The sequence below is a fragment of the Pseudomonas sp. FBCC-B1667 genome (assembly GCF_059133255.1).
In genome coordinates this window covers 4,254,769-4,278,398 of record NZ_CP101437.1, presented here as the reverse complement: position 1 = coordinate 4,278,398, position 23,630 = coordinate 4,254,769, and the positions used below count along the sequence as shown (strand labels likewise).

Sequence of the window (23,630 nt, the reverse complement as noted above, 5' to 3'; positions counted from 1 at the left end):
TTGTCGCGCTGCACGTCGCTCTGCCGCATGGAAGCCCACCTCTTAACGCAGCCGCTCAGGATCCAGCGGATGCAACGGCCCTGACTCTTCATTTTTCGCCGCGTAATGTTATGGCAGAAAACCCAAATGCTGACCCGAGAGAATCAGTAACGCGATGCGAATTCTCCAATAACGCAGCAAGATTACTGAGCATGGCACAAGCCGGCGGATTCCGACTTACCCGTGGGCGATGGTGCAAGGCGTTGTAGCCGTTAGGACGTTACACCGAGAGTCTTCAAACACAAGCCCGGAAACCTGTTTAAACGCCTCAAAAGTCTCGCAGTCATCCACATCACAAGGGCAGGGAATTGAACTCCCGCTCCCGGCCCTGACTCCTAACCCACAAAGCCCTGCACATAACAAAGAGGTGGCGATGACCCACCCACCGCTGCATAGCCGCAACCCCGGCGCGATATTCGAAACCGATCTTCCAGCACGCCTGGATCGCTTGCCGTGGGGCCGGTTTCACTCGCTGCTGGTGGTCGCGCTGGGCATCACCTGGTTGCTCGACGGCCTGGAAGTGACGCTGGCCGGCTCGGTGTCCGGCGCGCTGAAACACAGCCCGGACCTGCGCATGAGCAACTTTGATATTGGCTTGGCCGGCGGTGTCTATATCGCCGGCGCCGTGCTCGGTGCCTTGCTGTTCGGCTGGCTGACCGATCGCCTGGGGCGGCGCAAGTTGTTCTTCATGACGTTATGGCTGTATGTCGGTGCCACGGCGGCGACGGCGTTTTCCTTCAACCTGGAAAGCTTCCTGCTGTTGCGCTTTCTCACCGGCATGGGCATCGGCGGCGAGTACACGGCGATCAATTCGACTATTCAGGAATTCACCCCGGCACGCTTTCGCGGTTGGGTCGACCTGACCATCAACGGCACCTTCTGGTTGGGCGCAGCGCTGGGCGCCGGCGGGGCTATCGTTTTGCTGGACCCTCAGGTGGTCGGCGGCGATCTGGGCTGGCGCCTGTGCTTCGGTATCGGCGCCGCGCTGGGGCTGGTGATTCTGGTGATGCGCTTGTGGTTGCCGGAAAGCCCGCGCTGGTTGCTGATCCATGGTCAGCACGATGAGGCGCAACGCATCGTCGAAGGCATCGAAGCGCGCCTGCGCGAACAAGGCCATGAACTGTCGGCCGTCACCAGCCAACCGCTGCGCCTGCACACGCGGGACCATACGCCGCTGGCGGAGATCTTTCACACCCTGTTCATTCGTTTTACCCGCAGGGCGTTGGTGGGGATGACCCTGTTGACCGCGCAGGCCTTCTTTTACAACGCGATCTTCTTCACCTACGCGCTGGTGCTCACCGATTTTTACCAGGTGCCCGCCGAGCAGGTCGGTTGGTATGTATTGCCCTTGGCACTGGGCAATTTCTGCGGGCCGCTGTTGTTGGGGCGGCTGTTTGACGTGATCGGCCGGCGCGTGATGATCAGTTTCACCTACGCGACGTCCGGGATCTTGCTGGCGCTCAGTGGCTATGCCTTCCAGCAGGGTTGGCTGGACGTGACCCAGCAAGCGGCGGCGTGGATGGTGATCTTCTTTTTCGCGTCGGCAGCGGCCAGCTCGGCGTACCTGACCGTGGCGGAAACCTTCCCGCTGGAAATCCGCGCCTTGGCCATCGCTGTGTTTTACGCGTTCGGCACCGGTCTGGGCGGCATCATCGGGCCGACGTTGTTTGGCCAACTGATTCAGAGCCAGCAACGCAGCAGTCTGTTGATCGGATATTTGATAGGTGCCGCGCTGATGTGTGTGGCGGCAGGGGTGCAAGCGGTGTGGGGCGTGGCGGCGGAGCGCCGAGCGTTGGAGCAAGTGGCCAGGCCTTTGTCGCAGGCTGGGGATTGAGGGGATCACTACCCCCAGCCTTGTCATTCAGCGACCGCTACGCCTGTTGATTAGCGACGATAGTAACGGTGCTCTTCTTCGTAACGGTGCCGCATGGCTCGATCCTGGTGGCGTTCCCAATCACGACGTTCGGCTTCTCGGCGGGCTTGCTCTCTGCGCCAATTGTCCCTGCGCCATTCGTCTCGACGCCAATCGTCTCTGCGATCGTGCCAACGGCCGTCACGCCAGTATCGGTCGTCATGGGCAAGCAACGTTCCGGGCTGCGTACCGCCCATACTGGCCAAGATCGGCCAAGGGTTAGCGGCGGCCTGGGCAGACGTTTGAACGGCGGGGACTTCCGTTGCGAAATCAGGGGTTGAGGTTTTCATCTGTGTGGCTGATGCCGAGCTCACTGCCGCAAACGCGAACAGGCCGAAGAGCACCATCCGTGGGACATGGAATTTCATGAGCGAAGACAACCTCTGATTGAAAAATGGGCATGTGGCCATTCGGCCGAGGCAGCCTGCGGGGGCAGCGCTTACCGAGCGAATGTGCCTACCCAGATAGACCGATAAACAGGGAAAAGTTCTAAAGGCCTCTTGTTTAAATAGCCCCCGTTGCAGCAGGAACTTCAGGGTGTTGGCCCGGTCCTGTTCGAAACAGCCTCGCAACTGTATGGAAGCGGCCAATTGATCCGGGTGGCGCAGCAGGCTCAATCTTCGGGTACGCCACCCAATGCCCAAGAAGGTCAGGTCGCAGTGCGCGAAGCACGGGAAGAAGAGAGCCAAAGGCGCCGCGAAGTGCGGAGGGTGGCGGTTGAACAGCCCACTCCAGTGTCGCCCGCCAAGGCATCAGCCCCCACCCGGCAAATGCTAGAAACTGCAAGATCGGGTTCCTTCAGGGCCTATCTGGTGCGCGGTTGAGTTCGCTTGTGTTTAAAGGCCGATTACTGCCCTGACGAAAGACTGTAATCGACCTCATGCCACTTTAATTCGGTTCCCGCCGTTGATCGACGCGCTGATCAGCGATCAGGAACTAAATGGTTCTGACTGCCAACGCTTTTTGCCGACGATACAGAATTGTCGTCGCCGTGAACCCGCACACCGCCGCGAACATCAGCCAGTAGGCAGGTGATGCCTTGTCGCCCGTAGCCTGAACAAGCAGCGTCGAGATTGCCGGGGTAAAACCGCCAAACACCGCGGTGGCCAAACTAAAGGCCAGTGAAAACCCGACTACCCGCACGTTCTGTGGCATGACTTCGGTCAACGCCGCGACCATGGCGCCGTTGTAAATGCCAAAGAAGAACGAGAAGTACAGCAGCACAGCGAGCAGACGTTCGAAACTTGCTGCCTCTGCCAGCCAGTGCATGGCGGGATAGGCGGTGACGATGCACAGCAACGATATCGCCAGCAACAGTGGCCGCCGGCCGATGCGGTCGGAGAGGGCGCCGCCGATAGGCAGCCAGATAAAGTTACTGACGCCGACCAGCAGTGTGACCACCAGGCTGTCGGTGGTGCTCAGGTTCAGTACTGTCCTGCCAAACGTCGGTGTGTAGACCGTAATAAGATAGAACGTGGTCGTGGTCATGGAAGCCATCAAGCCGCCCGCCAGTACGGTGCGCCAGTTGTCACGCATCGAGCGAAAAACTTCGCGAGTGGTTGGACGATGGCTGCGAGCAGTGAAGGCAGCGGTTTCTTCCAATGAGCGGCGAATAATGAAAATGAACGGGATGATCACGCAGCCAATGAAGAACGGAATACGCCATCCCCAATCGGCAATTTCTGCGGCTTGCATCGTGGCATTGATCGTGTAGCCCAACGCGGCCGCGACGACGATTGCCACCTGTTGGCTGGCCGATTGCCAACTGGTGTAGAAACCAGTGTGACCGGGAGTGGAAATTTCCGCCAGGTACACCGAAACGCCGCCCATTTCCGCGCCGGCGGAGAAGCCCTGTAGCAGCCTGCCCAATAGCACCAGAATCGGTGCCGCCACGCCGATGGCGGCATAACCCGGCACCAAGGCGATCAACACGGTACCGGCAGCCATGATCGACAGCGTCACGATCAGCCCTTTGCGACGCCCCACCTTGTCGATGTACGCCCCCAGCACAATGGCGCCTAGGGGACGCATCAGGAATCCGGAGCCGAAAACCGCGAAGGTCATCATCAACGAGGCAAATTCGCTGGTGGCTGGAAAGAAGGTCTGGGAGATGTAGGTCGCGTAGAACCCGAACAGAAAGAAGTCGAACTGTTCGAGAAAATTACCGCTGGTGACCCGCAATATGGCGCCCAGTTTGGACCCCTTGGCGCGGGTTGTTGCCGTCGTCGTTTTCATCATGGCTACCGTTATGCTCACTATTGTTTTTGGAATGAGTGCTTTAACCGTCAGTCGCTGCCGGCGTTAATCGGGTTGGGTTGACGCTTCTCGATGGCGTGTTTGAGCAGCGCTGCGCTGCGGAATATTCCATGGGCGAATTTGCTGTAGGGCATGGTCAAGAAAAACGCCATGACCAGGCCAAGATGAATCGCCAACATCAAGCCCAAGGCACTGGTTTCACGAAAAGCCAGTAGCGCCAGGCCGCTTGCGCTGACCAGAAACAGCAGCGCGATGAAGCCGCGATCCATGGGTTTTTGGTTCTCATCGCCGTGCGCAGGGTTGCGGCGCAGGTTCAGCCAAAGAAGACCGGCCGGGCCGATCAGCAGGCCGATGCCACCGGCAATACCCAGCATCACCGGCAAGCTGAAGATCGGATAAGGCGCCGACCACTTCAGCAGATAGTGAAAGAGTGTGGCGACGCCGGTGGCGGCGAAGCACAGCATGAAGCCGTAAAAGGTGAGGTGGTGGAATCGGCGTCGCCACAAGGTGAACTGATCGTCGGCGTTGTTGCAGCCTTCGCCATGGCCGCCGTCCAGGTACTTGAGTTTCGCGACGTTGGCCGTAGCCTCCAATGCAGCGGACGTTCTCAACGCCAGTGGCGCTGCGACCGGTGAAACGTTGCGCCAGAAGCGCCGTACACCCAGGGTCAGGGCAAGTACCGCAAAGCCGAACACTGAGCCAAACATCAGCGCCAGGGTGTTATGCGGGAAAATCTTGTAAAAGTCGCCCCCGGGAATGGCCGTGAACAGGTTGCCCATGAGCATCAGGGTCAGGCATAAAAACAACGCCAGTCCCCCACCGGAAGCCAGCGCCAAGGTCAGGCCGTTGCGCTGATACAACTTGCCCAGCGCTTGCGGCCAGGCGTATTCGGCATAAGTGTCCAGGCGCACTTTGGCCATGGCTTTGGGTATGTTGACATCGAATTCGTGTGGGGCGGCGTACTGACACGCGTGCAGGCACGCGCCGCAGTTATGGCACAAGTTCGCCAGGTAATGGATGTCGGCCTGAGTGAATTCCAAACGCCGGGTCATCGCCGGAAATACCGCGCAAAAGCCTTCGCAATACCGGCAGGCGTTGCAGATGGTCATCTGTCGCTGGACTTCACTTTCGTCAAGATTCAGCAACGGGATCAACCCGCCCGACGCTTGGGGATCAAACAGTTGCATAGCGAGACTCCGTGTTTGCAGATGAGACGCCAAAGCCCACCGAAGCGGCCGCCTGTACGCCGGCAATGCGGCCAAACGCGGTCCCGATGGCCATACCGATGCCGGCGGTGTAGCCCTTGCCCAGAACATTGCCGGCCATCATTTCTCCCGCGACGAACAGGTTGGGGCTCGCTTTGCCGTTGAAATGCACGGCAGCGGTTTCGTCGGTGGCGAGGCCGAGGTAGGTGAACGTGACACCCGGTTTAAGCGGGTAGGCGTAGAAAGGTGGTTTCACCAATGGCCGCGCCCAATGGGTTTTGGCGGGCATCAGTCCTTGGGTGTGGCAGTCGTCCAGCGCCGTGTGATCGAACGTGCCAACGCGGCAGGCACTGTTGTAGTCCTCGATCGTCTTGACGAATTTTTCTTGAGGCAGCTTCAACTGACGGGCAAGGTCTTGCAGAGTATTGGCGGTGGTTCCGGGAAACACTGGCGGCATGAAGCGGCCGATGGCTTGTTGATCGATGATCGAATACGCCTGCTGGCCGGGTTGTCCGGCCACCAGACGCCCCCAGATCGCATAACGTTTTGGCCAGAAATCCTCACCTTCGTCGTAGAAGCGTTCGCCATCACGATTGACCACCACACCCAGCGATACGCAGTCGATTCGGGTGCAGATGCCGCCGTCGTAGAGTGGCGCGCGGGCATCAATCGCGACCATGTGTGCTTGCGTCGGATCGCCGATCACATCTGCGCCAAGGTCGAGCATGCGCCGTAGCAAAATGCCGGTGTTGAATCGGGTGCCCCGGATCAGAAAATTGTCCGATGGCCATTCACCGCGCTCGTTCTGACCCCAGGCTTCGCGCAACCATTCACGGTTGGATTCGAAGCCGCCGGCCGCCAACACGCAGGCCCGGGCTTCAATGCGTTCTGCGGCGAAACGCTGACCATCGACCTCATGTTCACCCACATGGGCGGCAACAAATTTACCCTCGTCCAACTCGATGTCGGTCACTTGCGTGTTGTAGCGAACTTTTACACCCAGGCGCTCGGCGCTGCGGAAATAGGCATTGACCAACGCTTTGCCGCCGCCCATGAAAAATGCATTGGTCCGCGCCACGTGCAGCGCACCGGACAGCGGCGGCTGAAAATGCACGCCGTGTGAACGCATCCAGTCGCGGCAAGAGGACGATGCCCGAATGGCAATGCGTGCAAGCTTTTCATCCGTAAGGCCACCGGTGACCTTCAGCAGGTCTTGCCAGTATTCTTCTTCCGGATAGGCATCGATCAGCACGTCCTGCGGTTCGTCGTGCATGCACCGCAGGTTACGGGTGTGTTGGGAGTTGCCACCGCGCCAGATTTTCGGAGAGGCTTCCAGCAGCATCACGCTGGCGCCTGCTTCTCGCGCCATCAGCGCGGCGCACAAGGCAGCGTTGCCACCCCCTATGATTAAGACATCGATCATTATCGCTCCTCGATTTGCAAGGAAGCGGGAACGAAGTGCTCCTTGCGAGTTGGGAGAACGATAGGGTGAGGAAGGAGTGGCCGAAAGGCCGAGTTTGACTCGGGGTGTTTAGTTTTTCTAAAGGCTTTGTCGTCAAGAGTGTCCGGGGTGAAGGGAGGATTACGCGTCTACACCTTCTATCCATGTAGCTCCAGGCCACTGTTTGTCGACGACCAGTTGTCGCGCTACATCGACGATGACCAACCGCGTTGCCAGCGCCGCTGGAGAGAGTTCGTCGTCAGCCAGCGTCGCCAGAAGATTACGCCGGCCCACATGGGGATCGGCAATCCTGACCAGTGAAAGTCCGGACCCGTCTTTCAATGCAGCGGCCGCCCCCGGTTGTATCGTTGCCGCATGACCCGCCCGAACGGCGTTCATCAACACCGCGAGACCGTCGACTTCCATAATGACATTGGGTGTTAGCCCGACTCGCTCGAACGCGCTGGTCAATGTCGAACGCAACCCATGCTGCACGCTGGGCATCACCAGCGGCAGGCCGCCGAGGTCGGCTAACTGCACGCTATCACCAGAAGGCGCTTGAGGCAGGCTGGGCGAGGCAATGACAAACAGCTTTTCATCCAGCAGCGGAGTCACGCTCCAGCGTTTACCCCCTTCGAGCTGGAAGAGGATGGCCAGATCAATTTGCCGTGCGTTGAGCTGCGCCGCCAAGTGGCCGGAAAGCATTTCCACCAAATGCAGTTGTATGTCCGGATAACGCGCACGCATGGCGTTGATCAACGGCAACGCGAGCACCGTTGCGGTAGTCGGTGGTAAGCCGACGCTGACATAACCGCTCATTCGCCCGCGATGGGCGGCCATGATTGCGTTTTCCGCCTGGCGTAGCGTCAATTGAGCATGGTGTAAAAACGCAAATCCGGCGCTAGTGGGCGTTACGCCGGTGGAGGTTCGATTCAGGAGGCGGGTGCACAGTTCGCTTTCCAGCTTGGAGATTTGCTGACTGAGGGCTGACACACCAACGTCCAGTTCAAGTGCCGCACGTCCCAGGCTGCCAAGCTCAATGATTTTTACGAAATAGCGCAGTTGTCTCAATTCCAATGTGGCTGCTCCCCGCGAATTTGTTATTCAGATACCTGAACGTTTGCCACGCAAGTTACGAAGCCCGAAGAGGCAGCATTGTCACAGGTTTGGTTTGACCGTTGAACGCGTGCGCTTTGTCGAAGTCGGGTAGCAATTGACCCAAAGATGTCATCGAGACGGTGGCCCGTGACCAGCGCAGCGACGAGCCGCCCTGGCCGCAGAACTGACGAACTGATCCCGAAGAGCGGCAAGTCGTGATGCACTCCGCGACCTGGATGATATGCACGGGCATTATTTTATGTCGTAACTGACGGTGGCACAGAGACAGTTGCCTTGGAAAGTACTGTTCATTTTTTAAGGCAGCATGGTAACCAAGTGGGTCGATCTAAACGATTGGCGCGGGGAGTGTCGAATGACTGCTTCTGGCCGATTCTGTTCTCCGAGGTGGGCGGAAATCGGCCCAGAGTGTGTAAAAACGCCCGGACAAACCCTTGCTATGATTTCTGAGAATCTCATCGCAGGGGGAACCCATGAAACGGTTTATCCAGGGTGAACACCGAGGTCAAAGTACCTTACTTCCAGAAAGCCTCGACGACTACGTCAGCGATACCAATCCAGTGCGTGTGGTCGATGTCTTCGTCGATGAACTCGACCTAGCCAAACTGGGTTTCGATAGCGTCATTCCAGCCGAAACCGGCAGACCTGCTTATCACCCTGCGATCCTGCTGAAGATCTATATCTACGGCTACCTAAACCGTATTCAATCGAGCCGACGTCTTGAGCGAGAAGCTCAGCGTAACGTCGAGTTGATGTGGTTAACCGGGCGCCTGATGCCCGACTTCAAGACCATCGCCAACTTCCGAAAAGACAACAGCAAAGCCATTCGCGGTGTCTGCCGCCAATTCGTTTTGCTCTGCCAGCAGTTGGGGTTGTTTAGCGAAAACCTGGTTGCCATCGACGGCAGTAAATTCAAGGCGGTGAACAACCGCGACCGGAACTTCACCAGCGCCAAACTGAAGCGGCGCATGGAAGAAATCGAGGCGAGCATCAGCCGTTATTTGGCCTCGCTCGATGCGGCTGATCGCCAGATCCCTAGCGCCTCCAAGCCCGACACGGTGAGCTTGGAAGATAAAATCGCCAAGCTCAAAGCACAGATGAAAGAGCTTCAGGGGATTGAGTCTCAGCTCAACGAATCGCCAGATAAACAGGTTTCGCTGACCGACCCGGATGCCCGTTCGATGATAACGCGCGGCAGCGGGATCGTTGGCTACAACGTGCAGACGGCTGTCGATACGGAGCACCATTTAATCGTTGCTCACGAAGTCACCAACAGAGGTTCTGACCGTGACCAACTCAGTTCAATGGCGAAGCAGGCTCGTGAAGCCATCGGCGTAGAAACGTTGTCGGTAGTTGCCGACCGAGGCTACTTCAAAGGCGAAGAAATCCTGGCCTGTCACGACGCAAGCATCACCGCTTACGTGCCGAAGCCGATGACTTCAAGCGCCAAAGCTGATGGCCGATTCAACAAAGATGCCTTCGTGTATAACGCGACGAAAAACGAATACACCTGCCCGGCGGGAGAGGCACTGATCTGGCGATTCTCCAGCGTTGAGAAAGGCTTGTATATGCACTGCTACTGGAGTTCAAAGTGCCAGAGTTGCACGCTGAAAACCCAGTGCACGCCAAGCACAAATCGTCGAGTAAGGCGTTGGGAACATGAAGCTGTGCTGGAGGAAATGCAGCGTCGGTTGAACCAAGCACCAGAGATGATGAAGGTTCGAAAACGGACAGTTGAGCATCCCTTCGGGACGCTCAAGCAATGGATGGGGGCAACGCACTTCCTGACTCGAAAACTGAACGGGGTGAGTGCGGAGATGAGCTTGAATGTGCTCGCCTATAACTTGAAGCGGGTTATGAAAATCATCGGTACAGAAGGCTTGCTGAAGGCGATGGCGGCGTAAAAGCCGCAGCTTTTACCGCTCCAGGAGGTGCCAAAGCGCTTCATAAACGATATGACGCGCTATCGGCGCGGATCTTGGCAAATGTTCGGGAAATCGCCTCGCCCAGGAGCGCTGGGCTTAGGCATCCAACATACGGAAAGTGTTTTTACACACTCTGGGCCAAAAGCGGACGATCAGCCCTTCTTTTTAGAGTGTGGTTAATTTCCAGCAAGAAACGAATATCAGCGACCAGCTGCTTACCCTTACTGGCACTTTTCGGGAGGCGCACTTGGTGTCGCAATGCCATTATGCGCAAGAAGTTGCGCACTAATTTTTCAAAACAGCCTCCAATATCGCTAAGCGCCACGCCCGCCGTGGCCTCCAGCGGAGTGCGCAAGAAGTTGCGCAGTACTGCGCAACTTCTTGCGCACTTCAGGAGGTGATTTCCCTCCACGCGCACCCAAGCGCTTGAAAAACCTCGGCCATCGCCCGGGTTTACTTGGCCCTCAACTTTTCTGGCACGGACCTTGATAACAGTCAGGCACCCACCGGGCGATATCGCCTCCCGGGCACCCTAAATTTTTAGCAAGGAGCACATCCATGGCTACACCAGCGTACATGTCCGTCACTGGCGAGAAACAAGGTCTGATCACTGCCGGCGCATTCACCGCCGACTCGGTTGGCAACACCTACCAGGAAGGTCACGAAGACCAGGTCATGGTTCAGGCTTTCAGCCACGACGTGATTATCCCGCGTGACCCGCAGTCCGGCCAACCGACCGGTCAGCGCGTACACAAACCAGTCGTGATCACCAAGGTCTACGACAAGTCTTCGCCACTGCTGCAAGCGGCTCTGACTTCCGGCGAGCGCATGAGCGAAATCGTTATCCAGTGGTTCCGTACTTCTGCTCAGGGTACCCAAGAGCACTACTACACCACCAAACTGGAAGACGCGATCATCGTCGCCATCAACAACAAGATGCACAACTGCCAGGACCCGTCGAACTCGCACTTCACGCACCTGGAAGAAGTGCAGTTCACCTACCGCAAAATCACCTGGACCCACGAAGTATCCGGTACTTCGGGTTCCGATGACTGGCGTCAGCCAGTCGCTTAATCGCGGCTGACCGCTTCACGCATCGGCCAGCTCTGCTGGTCGATGTTGTTTACGCCTTTCCAGAATTTCGCGTCTGCTGATCCTTTGATCGGGTATTGGTTTACGCCGTAGCACAGCACGAGGAACAAGGGATGTTCGCGCCGGCCAATCAGACTCACTTTGCCCTGACTATCGAAGGTCTGAATAACGATCTCCAGGTGCTTGCCCTGCAAGGTCGGGAAGCCATCAGCCAGCCTTTTGTGTTTGAGGTGGAGCTGGTCAGTGAACAGCCGTCCCTGGACCTCGAGACCCTGCTGCACAAACCGGCCTTCTTGCAGCTCTCGCCTGACGGCAGCGGCATCCATGGCCAGATCTATCGCGCCGCCCAGGGTGATTCCGGCAAACGCCTGACCCGCTACGCGGTGACCCTGCGCCCGCAACTGTCCTACCTGGCGCACCGCATCAACCAACGCATCTTCCAGAACCTCACCGTACCGAAAATCGTCGGCATGGTCCTCGAAGAACACGGTATCCAAAGCAACGCCTACGAATTCAAGGTAGGGGCGACTTATCCCGAGCGCCTCTACTGCGTTCAATACGATGAATCGGACCTGCAGTTCATCCAGCGCCTGTGCGAGGAAGAAGGTATCCACTTCCACTTCCAGCACAGCGCCACGGCCCACAAACTGGTGTTCGGCGATGACCAGACGGTGTTCCCGAAACTGGCGCCCGTGGCCTACCAGCAAGACTCCGGCATGGTCGCCAACGACCCGGTGATCAAGCGCTTCGACCTGCGCCTGGAAACCCGCACCAGCCGTACCACCCGCCGCGACTACGACTTCGAAAAACCGCGCATCACCCTCGAAAGCGAAAACCATGGCGACGCCCGGCCCGACCTCGAAGACTACGACTACCCCGGCCGCTTCCTCGACCGCGAGCGCGGCAAGCACCTGGCCAAGCGCGCCCTCGAACGTCACCGCAGCGACTTCCAGTTGGCCGAAGGCCGCAGCGACCAGCCGATCCTGGTCAGCGGCCACTTCCTGGCCCTGACCGAGCACCCGAAAGCCAAGTGGAACGACCTGTGGCTGCTCACCGAAATCCTCCACGAAGGCAAACAGCCGCAAGTGCTGGAAGAGTCAGTCACCAGCGACACCACCAAGCTGAAAGACGATTTCCACCAGGGCTACCGCAACCGCTTCCAGGCCACCCCGTGGGACGTGCCGAACCGCCCACCGCTGACCCAGAAAAAGCCGCGCATCCTCGGCAGCCAAAGCGCCGTGGTCACCGGGCCCAAGGGTGAAGAGATCCACTGCGACCAATACGGCCGCGTCAAAGTGCAATTCCACTGGGACCGCGAAGGCCAGGCCGACGACAAGACCAGCTGCTGGCTGCGCGTCTCCTCCGCCTGGGCCGGCGCCCACTACGGCGGCATCGCCATCCCGCGCATCGGCATGGAAGTGCTCGTCACCTTCCTCGAAGGCGACCCCGACCAACCGCTGATCAGCGGCTGCCTTTACCACAAGGAAAACGTCGTCCCGTACGACCTGCCGGCGAACAAGACCCGCAGCACCTTCAAGACCCTGAGCTCCCCCGGTGGCGGCGGTTTCAACGAACTGCGCATCGAGGACAAAAAGGGCCAGGAACAAATCTTCCTGCACGCCCAGCGCGACTGGGACGAAAACGTCGAACACGACCAGAAAATCCGCGTCGGCAACGAACGCCACGACACCGTCGAGCAAAACAGCTACAGCGAATTCAAGGCCGAAGAACACCACACCGTCTACGCCGACCGCAAAGTCGAAACCCGCGCCAACGACCACCTCACCGTGGGCGTCAACCAGCACATCAAAGTCGGCACCGGCCAATTCATCGAAGCCGGCCAGGAAATCCACCTGAGCAGCGGCATGAAAGTCGTACTCGAAGCCGGCAGCGAACTGACCCTCAAGGGCGGCGGCAGCTTCATCAAGATCGACGGCAGTGGCGTCACCCTGAGCGGCCCGGTGATCAACATGAACTCGGGTGGCAGCCCCGGCAACGGCACTGGCGCCGCGCCACTGATGCCCGGCGTGCTGAAACAGGCGGATGCCGACAAGGCCGGCGCGGTCCTGACCCCGGCGCAGATCAACACCCTCAAACGCAACGCGCCGTTCTGTGAAGAGTGCGAGAAATGCAAGGCAGGTGCTTGTGCGATCTGATCTTTTGACCCCGCAGGATTGGCTGGCGGAACGGCCGTTGCAGGCTAATGAACGTCTTTATTTGATTGTCAGTGCGGCGAGCGATGCCGAGCCACTGAAGGCCTTCTACCAGCAGGAGATGGCGCCGGAGCTGATCCCGATCTGGAGCGGCACGCCGTACGCCGATTGGCAGCCAGTGATGCCCTACCTCGCCGAGCTGAAACCCAACGCCGGTTTCCTTCAGTGGATTGCTGAAACCGACGCTCAGGATTGGGGCTGGCTGGCGGTGTCCACCAGCACCCCGGACGTGGTGTTCGAACACCTTCGCAGTTTGACTCAAGTGCGTATGCCCGATGGCACCGAGGTGTTTTTTCGGTTCTGGGACGGGCGGCATATTTTCCCGATTCTTGAAGGATTGGGTGCTGGCGCGGGAGAAGTTTTGCCGGTGTTTGACCGCTACCTGATCAATGGCCAGAAACTGGACGTGGGACCGAGGGGAGTGCCACCGGCCAAGGCCTGGCCATGGTGGGAGGTGCCGCAGAAGTTAGTCGACACGCTGGCGAAAAAAGACCACACCACCGTCGTCGACAACCTGATGCAGTGGCTGGGAGAGGACTGCCCGGAACTGTTCTTTGCCTTCCCCGAAAGTAACTTGCGCCACAAGGTCGAGCGCTTTGTGCGCCAACAATCCAATACAGAAGATATGGCAGAGCGTCTGGCTGCTGAGCTGACAAAGGAAGTCACGTCATGATTGATCCCATCGGTAATTTGGTTATTCGAGTCCTCGACGCCAAGACCCCTGACGTGAGTGTCATTCTCAAGGACTTCAACAATTGCCTGACTGAGTACAAAACCTGGGCCGACGGTTTCTGGACTGGCTGGGCAATGGATGTAGATCAGAAGTTCAAGGTGGGTAACGAAGTCAGCGTTACTGAGCGCAAGACCAAGACGGGACCCGTTGAAACCTACGCCACCTGTCCGTTGATGGTGATTTCACGCTGATCCACATGTTTGAAAGCGCGCGGTACGTGCCCATTGGCAATACGCCGGTCAAGCTCGAACCCGTCAAAAAAGCGATGTTCGGCGGATACGACGTTGTCGGCCCGGTGATTCCCGCAAATATCGGTCCGAGCGGTATTGAAGTCATCAAAGGCTGCAAACCGGGTCAGATGTACCGCATTACTTTTTTCCCAAACGTTTCTGAAAGCAACGTCAAGGCGCTGTATGCCTCGTACCAGGGTGTTATCGGCAATCTTGACGGCTGGTTGAAAAGCGAGTGGTCGAGCAAGTTCCAGCCGCAATGGGTGAGCTACACGGCAGCTGACCGCATGGGTCGTTCGGTCATCCTAGTGAAGTCAGCGCTCGATAGTCTCGAGAAAGCGCTTTTAGGTTTATGGGATGACATCAAGAGCCTGTTTGAACTGCTAGCCGATCCCCTTAAATATGCCAAACAACTTGCCCAGTACCTGACCGAAGATGAGGTAAAAAAACTCTATTCAGCGTCGAAAGAGGCCATCGCTACCGGGCTGCTGATTCTCAGCGATGAGCCGCTGATGTTCATTTATCTCTCGGCCATTGTCGCGTGGGTCGGCATGTTGCCGCCGCAAGTCTGTGTGGAAGTGATTACCGCCATCAGCACTTCCTTTCTGATCAACGTGATACTAGGGATCTGTCTGTCTGGCGGCCTCGGGCTGGCTATACGTGTTGGCACAAAAACCTTGGCCAAGGTCAAATCCGGTACAGCGGTAAAAATGCTAGAGGAGCTCGCGGAAAAACTCTTGGCCGCGAGTAAGGGACACGCCTTGAAGGCTCACGGCGAAACCGTGAAACCACTGTTGGCCAGTGCGCAAGGCGTACCGATGGACGCCGCCAAAAAGGCTGCATTGAAAATCGAGCAAGCCACCGCAGCAAGAGCAAAAGGTCCTTTGCCGATCACCAGCGACACCCCAACACTACTGGAAAAAAACGCCTCGGCATTTGCTCGAAAAAAAGCAGAAAAACAATTCGTCCTGGAGCCAAAGGAAAAAGTCAGCGATGCTCCGGCCCAGTCAAAAACGCCCGACGAAAAGAGCTCAACCTGCGCCAAGAAAACCTGCACCAACAATTGCCCGGTTTCCATGGTTACCGGTGAAGAGCTACTGACGCTGACCGATGGTCAGCTCGACGGGCTACTACCTTTCGAGTGGACTCGCCTTTACCGCTCCAGCGCTGCGGAAATTGATTGCGGCCTCGGCTACGGCTGGAGCCACGCCTTGGCACAACGGGTCGATATACAGGGCGACGAGGTAGTCTGGACCGACCACGAAAACCGTATCACCACGTTCCCGTTACCGAGTGTGCAGCGTCCGGCGATCACCAACAGCCTGTCAGAAGCAGCGATTTTCCTTGGTGATGATCCCTCTGAACTGATCCTCACCCAGGCCGGAGAACGTGCCCAGTTCTACCACTTTCGCTACAACAGCAAGGGCGCCACGCTGATCGCCATCAGCGACAACTACGGCAATCGGCTGCACATCACCCGTGACATTCACGGGCGAATCAAGCGCGTCGATAACGGCGCCGGTCGTGCCCTTCTCGTGCGATACGACCGCAAGCACATCGTCGCCATCGACTACCAGCAGTTCATCCCGGCCGACAATCTGGAAGACGCCTGGAGCACCATCCAGACCCTGGTCACCTACAGTTACGACGCCCAACACCGCCTGATCGAAGCCAAAAACGCCGCCGGCGAAGCCGAGCGTTATGCCTACAACGACCAGAACGTCATTCTTGAGCGGCAACTCGCCGGCGGCACCAGTTTTTACTGGGAATGGGAAAAAGAAGGTAAATCGGCGCGCTGCATCCATCACTGGGCTAGCTTCTCGCAGATGGACGCGCATTACGCCTGGGATGACAAAGGCAGCGTCACAGTTACCAATGCTGACGGCAGCGAAGAGGTCTATACCCACGACGATAAGGCGCGACTGGTTGCCAAGGTTGATCCGGACGGTGCGGAGCACCTCAAGGCCTACGACGACAAGGGCCGCCTGATCGCCGAGAAAGATCCACTCGGCGCCGTCACCGAATACCAATACAACGAAGCAGGCCGACTGATCGCGGTTATTCCACCCGAAGACACCCCGACCTCTTATGAGTATTACCACGGCTACGTCCGTGTGGTGAATCGTGGCCCGGCGAAGTGGATATATTGGCGCAACGACCAAGGCGATATCACCGAACAAATCGACCCGGACGGCAATTCAACCCACTACAACTATGACCGCCAGGGCAGTCTTCTAGAAATCCGTCATCCGGATGGCAGCCGTCATCAACTGGGATGGAACAATCTCGGCCAACTGCTCGAAGAACAGTTGCCCGATGGTGGTCAGCGCAAGTATCGCTACGACGCGTTGGGCCGGCAGATCACCCGTCAGGACGAAAGCGGCGCGATCACCCAATACCAATGGGATGCTGCCAACCGGCTCGCGCAAATCACCCTGCCCGGTGGCGCTACGCGCGCGTTCACTTACAACCCATACGGCCGCGTCACCGCCGAGCGCGATGAGTTGGGCCGAGTCACCCGCTACGAATATGCCGATAACCTGCACTTGGTCAGCCGCCGCATCAACCCGGATGGCAGCCAACTGCGCTATCGCTACGACAACGCACGTCTGCTGCTCAGCGAGATCGAAAACGAACGTGGCGAGCACTACCACCTCGATTACTACCCGAACGGCCTCATCCAGCAGGAAACCGGCTTCGACGGTCGTCGTACCGCTTATGAATACGACCTTAATGGTCAGTTGCTGAAGAAAACCGAGTTCGGCGACGACGGTAACGAACTGATTACCGAGTACCAGCGCGATGCCGCTGGCCGCCTGCTGGTGAAAACCCTGGCCGATGGCGAGGAAATTCACTACAGCTACGACGCCCTCGGGCGCCTGGTGAACGTCGATGACGGAAACTGGCCGCTGGCCTACGAATACGACCTGCAAGACCGCCTGATCACCGAGCACCAAGGCTGGGGGACCCTGCGTTACGAGTACGACCAACTCGGCCAACTCAGCCACTGCCGCTTACCCGACGGCAGCAAGCTTGATTATCGCCACCAACGAGGCGGTCAACTGAGCAGTATCGACCTCAACGGTTCACGCCTGACCACTCACCAGTTCAGCGCAGGTCGCGAACAGCAGCGTCAACAGGGTTTGTTGCTCAGCCAATACCAATACGACGAACAAGGCCGCCTGCAAGCTCACAGCGTTAGCCAGCAGGATCGCAACCTGTTCCAGCGTCGCTACGCTTACGATGCAAACGGCAACCTCGCCGGCATCAATGACAGCCGGAAAGGCAATCGTAGTTATCACTACGACCCGCTCGACCGTTTGATCAACGTTCGAGGCGCCACCCCGGAAAGTTTTGCCCACGACCCGGCGGGCAACCTTCTAGGTCAAGGTGACCAACCCACCGCGAACTTGGCCAATGTCAAAGGCAACCGTTTGCTGATGCAGGGCGATCGACATTACGACTACGACGCCTTTGGCAATTTGAGCCGTGAGCGCCGCGGAACCGAGCAAAAGCTCGTCACCGAATACCGCTACGACTGCCAACACCGCCTCATCGGTGTCAGCCTCCCCAGCGGCAGCATCGCAAGCTACAAGTACGACGCCTTCGGCCGCCGTATCGCCAAAACCGTCAACGACCAAACCACAGAGTTCCTGTGGCAAGGCGAACGCCTCATCGCAGAAAGCGCCAATAACCGCTATCGCAGCTACATCTACGAGCCGGGCTCCTTCCGGCCTTTGGCGATGCTCGACGGTGAAGGCCCGCTCAAAGCTGAGCCGTTCTACTACCAACTCGACCACCTCGGCACGCCGCAGGAACTCACCGATTACAGCGGCGAGATCATGTGGTCGGCGAAATACCGCGCCTATGGCAACCTCGCCACGCTCGACGTTGCAGAAATCGACAACCCGCTGCGCTTTCAGGGCCAGTACTTCGATGCGGAAACGGGCTTACATTACAACCGGCATCGCTACTACAATCCGGGGACTGGACGGTATCTGACGCCGGATCCGATCAAGCTTGCAGGCGGGCTGAACAATTACCAGTACGTGCCTAACCCTACAGGATGGGTGGATCCATTAGGGTTGAGCTGCGAACCGTGCGACGGTCCTGATGAGAAGCAATCAAACCAATCTCGCGAAACGGACTACGAGAATCTTCCTCGTCTCCCAAGCACTCCAGAGGAAGGATATCTGTATCGCGGTGTTCATAAGGGCCATCCTGCCGAAAATGACGCATTTTCCGGAAAGGTAACTCCCGGAAAAATTGATGGCGTAGTAAATCCTGACGATCACAATTATGGAGGACACTCGGGAGACAGCCCCTATACTTCATGGACAAGATCACCTGATATCGCCAGGCAATTTGCGAAAGAGGATGGACTTATTCTGAGAGTTAAAATTGGCGCCCCAAAAGAAGGAGATAAGTGGTCATGGCAGTATTCGGAAGATCGTTGGGGGGAGCAAGAAGTTCTCTTGAAAGGACCCCGCAGCGGGGATATCGAGGTGTTTAAGCCATGAATATATTAGATTTGTTACAGCAGAATTTTCATCTCGCAGACGGCGGGATAAAATCGGCCCAACTATTAAAAAAATCAACTGAAGAAAGTTTCATTTTTAAAAACGATTACATTATAAAAAAAACTAGCGATGCGTATAAAAAAGAACTCACCACTCAAAAAGAAATTGCAAACACAACTTCATCGGTAATACCAGGATTTGAAGAGCTTATAAATGCGCTTTCAAGTATGGCGCCTGACGCAATACTATCAATGCGTTTCATTGACAGTACAAGTTGGGACGGTCGCATTTTTTATGATGAAAAAAATACATTTATTGGCGCAATAATTGGACAAAAGAAAAATAAAAATTGGGAGACGCCCCCGAACTGGGACGGTTCAGAGGAAATGCTACGAACCTACAACGCCCAAAAAGACAACTAAAAACCCTAATGAAACGGGACACCCATTAGCCGGTCTCCAGTCAAGGCTAAAGGGTTTCTTCTTTCGTTTAAAGGCATGTCGAATTTGGATAGAGCGAAAGAAGGCGGCGCATCATTACATAATGAAGGATGCGGTTCCTCAACAGCTTCAGTTGCACTACTTAAGACAAAATGGAAAGGGACCGCTTTTTGAGCTAAGTCGTAAACCTGCATCTAGTCAGCCGTCGTATCAATCCGGATAGTAGCCAACTGCGCTATCGCTACGACAATGCGCGCCTACTGCTCAGTGAGATCGAAAACGAACGTCGCGAACACTACCAACTCGATTACTACTCTAACGGCCTAATCCAGCAGGAAACCGGCTTCGACGGTCGTCGTACCGCTTATGAATACGACCTCAAAGGCCAGTTGCTAAAGAAAACGGAGTTCGGCGACGAAATACCGAGCTGCCGGCAACGATTGGCGGGTGCTAAATAGCGAGCTAAACCTTGGCACAAAAACTCTAGAGGGCGAGGGCATATATATCGTTAAAATCAAGCCTGACGACCCAATATTCCGCTATGAAATGCCTAATGGAAAAGAAAATGGTGCGTACCCGAACGAATGGGTTCCTGGCGGGGCAACCAAAAGTGGGACAAAAGAAGCTGCTCTGATCGGATCAGAGAGCGTTTCCCATAATAGTGACGTGGGAACGCTGTTGAAAAATTTTGATGACTGGGAAAAGCTTCAATGAAAACCACTTTCGAAACGGCTCTAGATCAGCATGAAATCGCCGATTTTTTCAAGGGAAACGGCATTTACTTCGCGAGGGATCTGATTGGGGCGATCATCTTTATGTCAGCAACTGGCAGGAAATGTGCGGCGTACTTAAAACGCAAAGCGCAGCACGAAGCTTACTGACAAGTATATTTGAAGAGTATGCAAAGTACCTCGGCGAAAATTACGAAGACGCGGCAGGATTACTTTCGAACATCACAGCCTATTACGTAATAAAGCACAAGTTTGAGTTTTTATCTGCCGACAACTATGACCTTATTAACAGTCTCGACAGCAAAACAAAAGAAAAAACAGGCAAGCTATTTAGACTTCTAAGGAACGAGTATGACAAACAAAATAAAGACCTGCCAAACTACACATTCGAACAAGAAATCCAAAGGCTGAAAAAACTTGGTTGCACTACCGAGCTCGAATCCCTTTAAAGATTTAAATAAATAAAAACAAATAAAATAGAACAGGGCTAACCGCCCAGTCGGGCATTGCTAGGATCATAATTCATAAGATGGCTTTTTCGCATCACGAGAGTGAATTATCTTGTGGCGTTGAACCCCACCGGTCGTGAGTTTGGCTCGGAAGCCGTCATCAGTGCCTGCTATCGTTACCTCTAGACACTAAGCATCGTTTGTGAACAGTTGCCTCTGTCCAGGATCAACCCTTGGGTCGAACGTCTGCTCCTGGCCCAGAGTGTGTAAAAACACTTTCCGTATGTTGGATGCCTAAGCCCAGCGCTCCTGGGCGAGGCGATTTCCCGAACATTTGCCAAGATCCGCGCCGATAGCGCGTCATATCGTTTATGAAGCGCTTTGGCACCTCCTGGAGCGGTAAAAGCTGCGGCTTTTACGCCGCCATCGCCTTCAGCAAGCCTTCTGTACCGATGATTTTCATAACCCGCTTCAAGTTATAGGCGAGCACATTCAAGCTCATCTCCGCACTCACCCCGTTCAGTTTTCGAGTCAGGAAGTGCGTTGCCCCCATCCATTGCTTGAGCGTCCCGAAGGGATGCTCAACTGTCCGTTTTCGAACCTTCATCATCTCTGGTGCTTGGTTCAACCGACGCTGCATTTCCTCCAGCACAGCTTCATGTTCCCAACGCCTTACTCGACGATTTGTGCTTGGCGTGCACTGGGTTTTCAGCGTGCAACTCTGGCACTTTGAACTCCAGTAGCAGTGCATATACAAGCCTTTCTCAACGCTGGAGAATCGCCAGATCAGTGCCTCTCCCGCCGGGCAGGTGTATTCGTTTTTCGTCGCGTTATACACGAAGGCATCTTTGTTGAATCGGCCATCAGCTTTGGCGCTTGAAGTCATCGGCTTCGGCACGTAAGCGGTGATGCTTGCGTCGTGACAGGCCAGGATTTCTTCGCCTTTGAAGTAGCCTCGGTCGGCAACTACCGACAACGTTTCTACGCCGATGGCTTCACGAGCCTGCTTCGCCATTGAACTGAGTTGGTCACGGTCAGAACCTCTGTTGGTGACTTCGTGAGCAACGATTAAATGGTGCTCCGTATCGACAGCCGTCTGCACGTTGTAGCCAACGATCCCGCTGCCGCGCGTTATCATCGAACGGGCATCCGGGTCGGTCAGCGAAACCTGTTTATCTGGCGATTCGTTGAGCTGAGACTCAATCCCCTGAAGCTCTTTCATCTGTGCTTTGAGCTTGGCGATTTTATCTTCCAAGCTCACCGTGTCGGGCTTGGAGGCGCTAGGGATCTGGCGATCAGCCGCATCGAGCGAGGCCAAATAACGGCTGATGCTCGCCTCGATTTCTTCCATGCGCCGCTTCAGTTTGGCGCTGGTGAAGTTCCGGTCGCGGTTGTTCACCGCCTTGAATTTACTGCCGTCGATGGCAACCAGGTTTTCGCTAAACAACCCCAACTGCTGGCAGAGCAAAACGAATTGGCGGCAGACACCGCGAATGGCTTTGCTGTTGTCTTTTCGGAAGTTGGCGATGGTCTTGAAGTCGGGCATCAGGCGCCCGGTTAACCACATCAACTCGACGTTACGCTGAGCTTCTCGCTCAAGACGTCGGCTCGATTGAATACGGTTTAGGTAGCCGTAGATATAGATCTTCAGCAGGATCGCAGGGTGATAAGCAGGTCTGCCGGTTTCGGCTGGAATGACGCTATCGAAACCCAGTTTGGCTAGGTCGAGTTCATCGACGAAGACATCGACCACACGCACTGGATTGGTATCGCTGACGTAGTCGTCGAGGCTTTCTGGAAGTAAGGTACTTTGACCTCGGTGTTCACCCTGGATAAACCGTTTCATGGGTTCCCCCTGCGATGAGATTCTCAGAAATCATAGCAAGGGTTTGTCCGGGCGTTTTTACACACTCTGGGCCGTTTTCAGCCTGTCGCGACAGATCGAAATCCAACCAAAAGCTGACATTTTTAACGTGATTTTTGATTCCTCATCGTCTTTCTCATTGCTGCCCTTCAATCAGGATTCATATCCGTTGTAGCGCTCGAATTGGAAGCTCCCAGGAAGTAAAACATTCCACCTGCAACAATGAAGAGCGCAAGCATGTAGAAGAGGTAGTGGGGAGGCTGAGTCGCCAATACGATTCCGCAAAGCACCGGCCCCAGCGCCCCGCCGAGGTTGGACAGGTTTTGTGCTCCGTAATACATGCCGCGCAGGTTGTCCGGAGCGATTTTGTCGATGAACATATACTCGGCGGGGAATACGATGATCTCGCCGACCGTAAAAATGGCTATGGAAATGACCCAGAGCAGGATAGAGGTCGACAGGGCAAAACCCGCCAACCCCATCATGAACATACTCAGTCCCGCGACCAGCCACAGATTCAGATGCCTGTGAGAGATCTTCCTGCCGATGGAGTATTGCAAACTGATCACCATCAGCGCATTGGTCGCCACAACTGTACTGATGATCTGGTAGGTGGATTCTGGTGTAGTAGTGATCACCAGATACTGGGAGAGATAAGCGGTGAACTGGCCAAAGACCACCGCACTCAGCAGTCCGCCAAGGGTGAAACACACCAACCGATAATCCTGGAGTAACAGTTTTCCCACGGCCAGAAACGGTACTGGTTTCTGAGCTGAATCGGTGGCGTTCAGGTCTCTATTGCCCCAAACGAAATAGATGAAGAAGAATCCTGCTCCAAGCCCGGCTGATAACAGGAATGGCAGGCTGATATCCAGTTTGGCCATGCCAGCGCCAAGAAACGGGCCGACGGCATACCCGATGTTGGTCAGGGTATATTTGATCGAGAAAACTTCGCCGCGATCAGTGACGGGAAGCAGGCTGCCAAATCCTGATTTAACCGCGATATCAATGACCGCATAAGCCAGGTTGATCAGTACCAGGCAGCTGTAGAACAGCCAACGTTCGCGAGCCAGAAACGTCCCGAAAAACCCCAGCGTGAACACGCCACTGAAGGCCAGGATCAGCCGGTAACTGGACATCTTGTCGACCAGAAAACCACCGTAAAGACTCAATAACGACCCAATGATCAGTGTGCTGCCTATAACCAGGCCGATATCGGCGACGCTCAAGCTGAAACTGCCGGAAAGGTAAATGACCAGATAGGGCAGGGTGATTGCTCGCGCCAGGGTCAATATCAGGGACGCCGATAGCAGCAAATTTATTGTTGTCGGATAGTTTTTTAGCGTGGTCAGCATCCTTGCCTCATCGTTCAGCAGGTTGTTTTGATAGTGTTTGTCAGTCGCAAAGTGTTGATTGATGCGCGAATCAAGTTTACTGGGGAATTTTGTTCTGATTTATGATGTT

The 23,630-nt window shown here is 56.0% G+C and carries 17 protein-coding genes and 1 pseudogene; 11 read left to right on the top strand and 7 right to left on the bottom strand.

Annotation, left to right across the window (positions count from 1 at the left end; genetic code table 11):
• Positions 1-412: 412 nt before the first annotated feature.
• Positions 413-1,873 carry an MFS transporter gene (locus NL116_RS19745; protein ID WP_494373665.1) on the top strand — a complete coding sequence of 487 codons (1,461 nt, stop codon included), beginning with the start codon at positions 413-415 and terminating at the stop codon, positions 1,871-1,873.
• A 50-nt stretch (positions 1,874-1,923) separates the two neighbouring features.
• On the opposite strand, the gene NL116_RS19740 is transcribed toward NL116_RS19745, so the two are convergent.
• From NL116_RS19740 to NL116_RS19720, 5 genes are all read right to left on the bottom strand, one after another.
• Complete coding sequence (locus tag NL116_RS19740; protein WP_494378098.1) at positions 1,924-2,319, bottom strand: hypothetical protein; 396 nt, start codon at positions 2,317-2,319, stop codon at positions 1,924-1,926.
• 568 nt (positions 2,320-2,887) lie between these two features.
• On the bottom strand, positions 2,888-4,189 hold the full coding sequence (locus NL116_RS19735; RefSeq protein WP_494373664.1) for an MFS transporter: 1,302 nt from the start codon (positions 4,187-4,189) through the stop codon (positions 2,888-2,890).
• A 47-nt stretch (positions 4,190-4,236) separates the two neighbouring features.
• The gene (gene tcuB / locus NL116_RS19730) at positions 4,237-5,394 is read right to left on the bottom strand and encodes a tricarballylate utilization 4Fe-4S protein TcuB (protein WP_494373663.1); all 1,158 of its coding nucleotides are present in this window, start codon (positions 5,392-5,394) and stop codon (positions 4,237-4,239) included.
• A complete protein-coding gene (gene tcuA, locus NL116_RS19725) occupies positions 5,381-6,835 on the bottom strand; it encodes an FAD-dependent tricarballylate dehydrogenase TcuA (protein ID WP_494373662.1) in 1,455 nt (484 codons plus the stop codon). Before tcuA ends, tcuB begins: the two co-directional genes overlap by 14 nt.
• Positions 6,836-6,994: 159 nt before the next feature.
• A complete protein-coding gene (locus tag NL116_RS19720) occupies positions 6,995-7,930 on the bottom strand; it encodes a LysR family transcriptional regulator (protein ID WP_494373661.1) in 936 nt (311 codons plus the stop codon).
• A 512-nt stretch (positions 7,931-8,442) separates the two neighbouring features.
• On the opposite strand from NL116_RS19720, the gene NL116_RS19715 reads away from it, so the two are divergent.
• The 10 genes and pseudogenes from NL116_RS19715 (at position 8,443) to NL116_RS19670 (ending at position 20,003) form a co-directional block, all read left to right on the top strand.
• A complete protein-coding gene (locus NL116_RS19715) occupies positions 8,443-9,873 on the top strand; it encodes an IS1182 family transposase (RefSeq protein ID WP_494373017.1) in 1,431 nt (476 codons plus the stop codon).
• Positions 9,874-10,452: 579 nt separating this feature from the next.
• On the top strand, positions 10,453-10,968 hold the full coding sequence (locus NL116_RS19710; protein WP_494373660.1) for an Hcp family type VI secretion system effector: 516 nt from the start codon (positions 10,453-10,455) through the stop codon (positions 10,966-10,968).
• A 131-nt stretch (positions 10,969-11,099) separates the two neighbouring features.
• Positions 11,100-13,142: a type VI secretion system Vgr family protein gene (locus NL116_RS19705; protein ID WP_494373659.1), complete on the top strand. Its 2,043-nt coding sequence runs from the start codon at positions 11,100-11,102 to the stop codon at positions 13,140-13,142.
• Positions 13,132-13,872, top strand: coding sequence for a DUF4123 domain-containing protein (locus NL116_RS19700; protein ID WP_494373658.1), 741 nt, complete (start codon positions 13,132-13,134; stop codon positions 13,870-13,872). Before NL116_RS19705 ends, NL116_RS19700 begins: the two co-directional genes overlap by 11 nt.
• Positions 13,869-14,123 carry a hypothetical protein gene (locus NL116_RS19695; protein ID WP_494373657.1) on the top strand — a complete coding sequence of 85 codons (255 nt, stop codon included), beginning with the start codon at positions 13,869-13,871 and terminating at the stop codon, positions 14,121-14,123. The genes NL116_RS19700 and NL116_RS19695 overlap by 4 nt, the downstream gene beginning before the upstream one ends.
• A gap of 5 nt (positions 14,124-14,128) precedes the next feature.
• Positions 14,129-18,682, top strand: a complete 4,554-nt coding sequence (locus NL116_RS19690) for an RHS repeat-associated core domain-containing protein (RefSeq protein WP_494373656.1) — start codon at positions 14,129-14,131, stop codon at positions 18,680-18,682.
• Positions 18,679-19,104, top strand: coding sequence for a hypothetical protein (locus tag NL116_RS19685; protein WP_494373655.1), 426 nt, complete (start codon positions 18,679-18,681; stop codon positions 19,102-19,104). The genes NL116_RS19690 and NL116_RS19685 overlap by 4 nt, the downstream gene beginning before the upstream one ends.
• Before the next feature lie 203 nt (positions 19,105-19,307).
• Positions 19,308-19,541: pseudogene (locus NL116_RS19680) on the top strand (hypothetical protein); the annotation flags it as partial.
• Positions 19,542-19,569: 28 nt separating this feature from the next.
• On the top strand, positions 19,570-19,836 hold the full coding sequence (locus NL116_RS19675; protein ID WP_494373654.1) for a hypothetical protein: 267 nt from the start codon (positions 19,570-19,572) through the stop codon (positions 19,834-19,836).
• Positions 19,833-20,003 carry a hypothetical protein gene (locus NL116_RS19670; RefSeq protein ID WP_494373653.1) on the top strand — a complete coding sequence of 57 codons (171 nt, stop codon included), beginning with the start codon at positions 19,833-19,835 and terminating at the stop codon, positions 20,001-20,003. The genes NL116_RS19675 and NL116_RS19670 overlap by 4 nt, the downstream gene beginning before the upstream one ends.
• A 714-nt stretch (positions 20,004-20,717) precedes the next feature.
• Here NL116_RS19670 and NL116_RS19665 read toward each other — a convergent pair.
• Both NL116_RS19665 and NL116_RS19660 read right to left on the bottom strand, forming a co-directional pair.
• The gene (locus tag NL116_RS19665; RefSeq protein WP_494373017.1) at positions 20,718-22,148 is read right to left on the bottom strand and encodes an IS1182 family transposase; all 1,431 of its coding nucleotides are present in this window, start codon (positions 22,146-22,148) and stop codon (positions 20,718-20,720) included.
• 167 nt (positions 22,149-22,315) lie between these two features.
• Positions 22,316-23,521, bottom strand: coding sequence for an MFS transporter (locus NL116_RS19660; protein WP_494373652.1), 1,206 nt, complete (start codon positions 23,519-23,521; stop codon positions 22,316-22,318).
• Positions 23,522-23,630 lie beyond the last annotated feature (109 nt).

Coding starts and splice junctions, on each gene's coding strand:
- NL116_RS19735 (WP_494373664.1), bottom strand. CDS start 4,189: ATGATGAAAACGACGACGGCAACAACCCGCGCCAAGGGGTCCAAACTG.
- tcuB (WP_494373663.1), bottom strand. CDS start 5,394: ATGCAACTGTTTGATCCCCAAGCGTCGGGCGGGTTGATCCCGTTGCTG.
- NL116_RS19660 (WP_494373652.1), bottom strand. CDS start 23,521: ATGCTGACCACGCTAAAAAACTATCCGACAACAATAAATTTGCTGCTA.
- NL116_RS19745 (WP_494373665.1), top strand. CDS start 413: ATGACCCACCCACCGCTGCATAGCCGCAACCCCGGCGCGATATTCGAA.
- NL116_RS19705 (WP_494373659.1), top strand. CDS start 11,100: ATGTTCGCGCCGGCCAATCAGACTCACTTTGCCCTGACTATCGAAGGT.
- NL116_RS19690 (WP_494373656.1), top strand. CDS start 14,129: ATGTTTGAAAGCGCGCGGTACGTGCCCATTGGCAATACGCCGGTCAAG.
- NL116_RS19670 (WP_494373653.1), top strand. CDS start 19,833: ATGAAAACCACTTTCGAAACGGCTCTAGATCAGCATGAAATCGCCGAT.
- NL116_RS19710 (WP_494373660.1), top strand. CDS start 10,453: ATGGCTACACCAGCGTACATGTCCGTCACTGGCGAGAAACAAGGTCTG.
- NL116_RS19695 (WP_494373657.1), top strand. CDS start 13,869: ATGATTGATCCCATCGGTAATTTGGTTATTCGAGTCCTCGACGCCAAG.
- NL116_RS19715 (WP_494373017.1), top strand. CDS start 8,443: ATGAAACGGTTTATCCAGGGTGAACACCGAGGTCAAAGTACCTTACTT.
- NL116_RS19740 (WP_494378098.1), bottom strand. CDS start 2,319: ATGAAATTCCATGTCCCACGGATGGTGCTCTTCGGCCTGTTCGCGTTT.
- tcuA (WP_494373662.1), bottom strand. CDS start 6,835: ATGATCGATGTCTTAATCATAGGGGGTGGCAACGCTGCCTTGTGCGCC.
- NL116_RS19685 (WP_494373655.1), top strand. CDS start 18,679: ATGAATATATTAGATTTGTTACAGCAGAATTTTCATCTCGCAGACGGC.
- NL116_RS19665 (WP_494373017.1), bottom strand. CDS start 22,148: ATGAAACGGTTTATCCAGGGTGAACACCGAGGTCAAAGTACCTTACTT.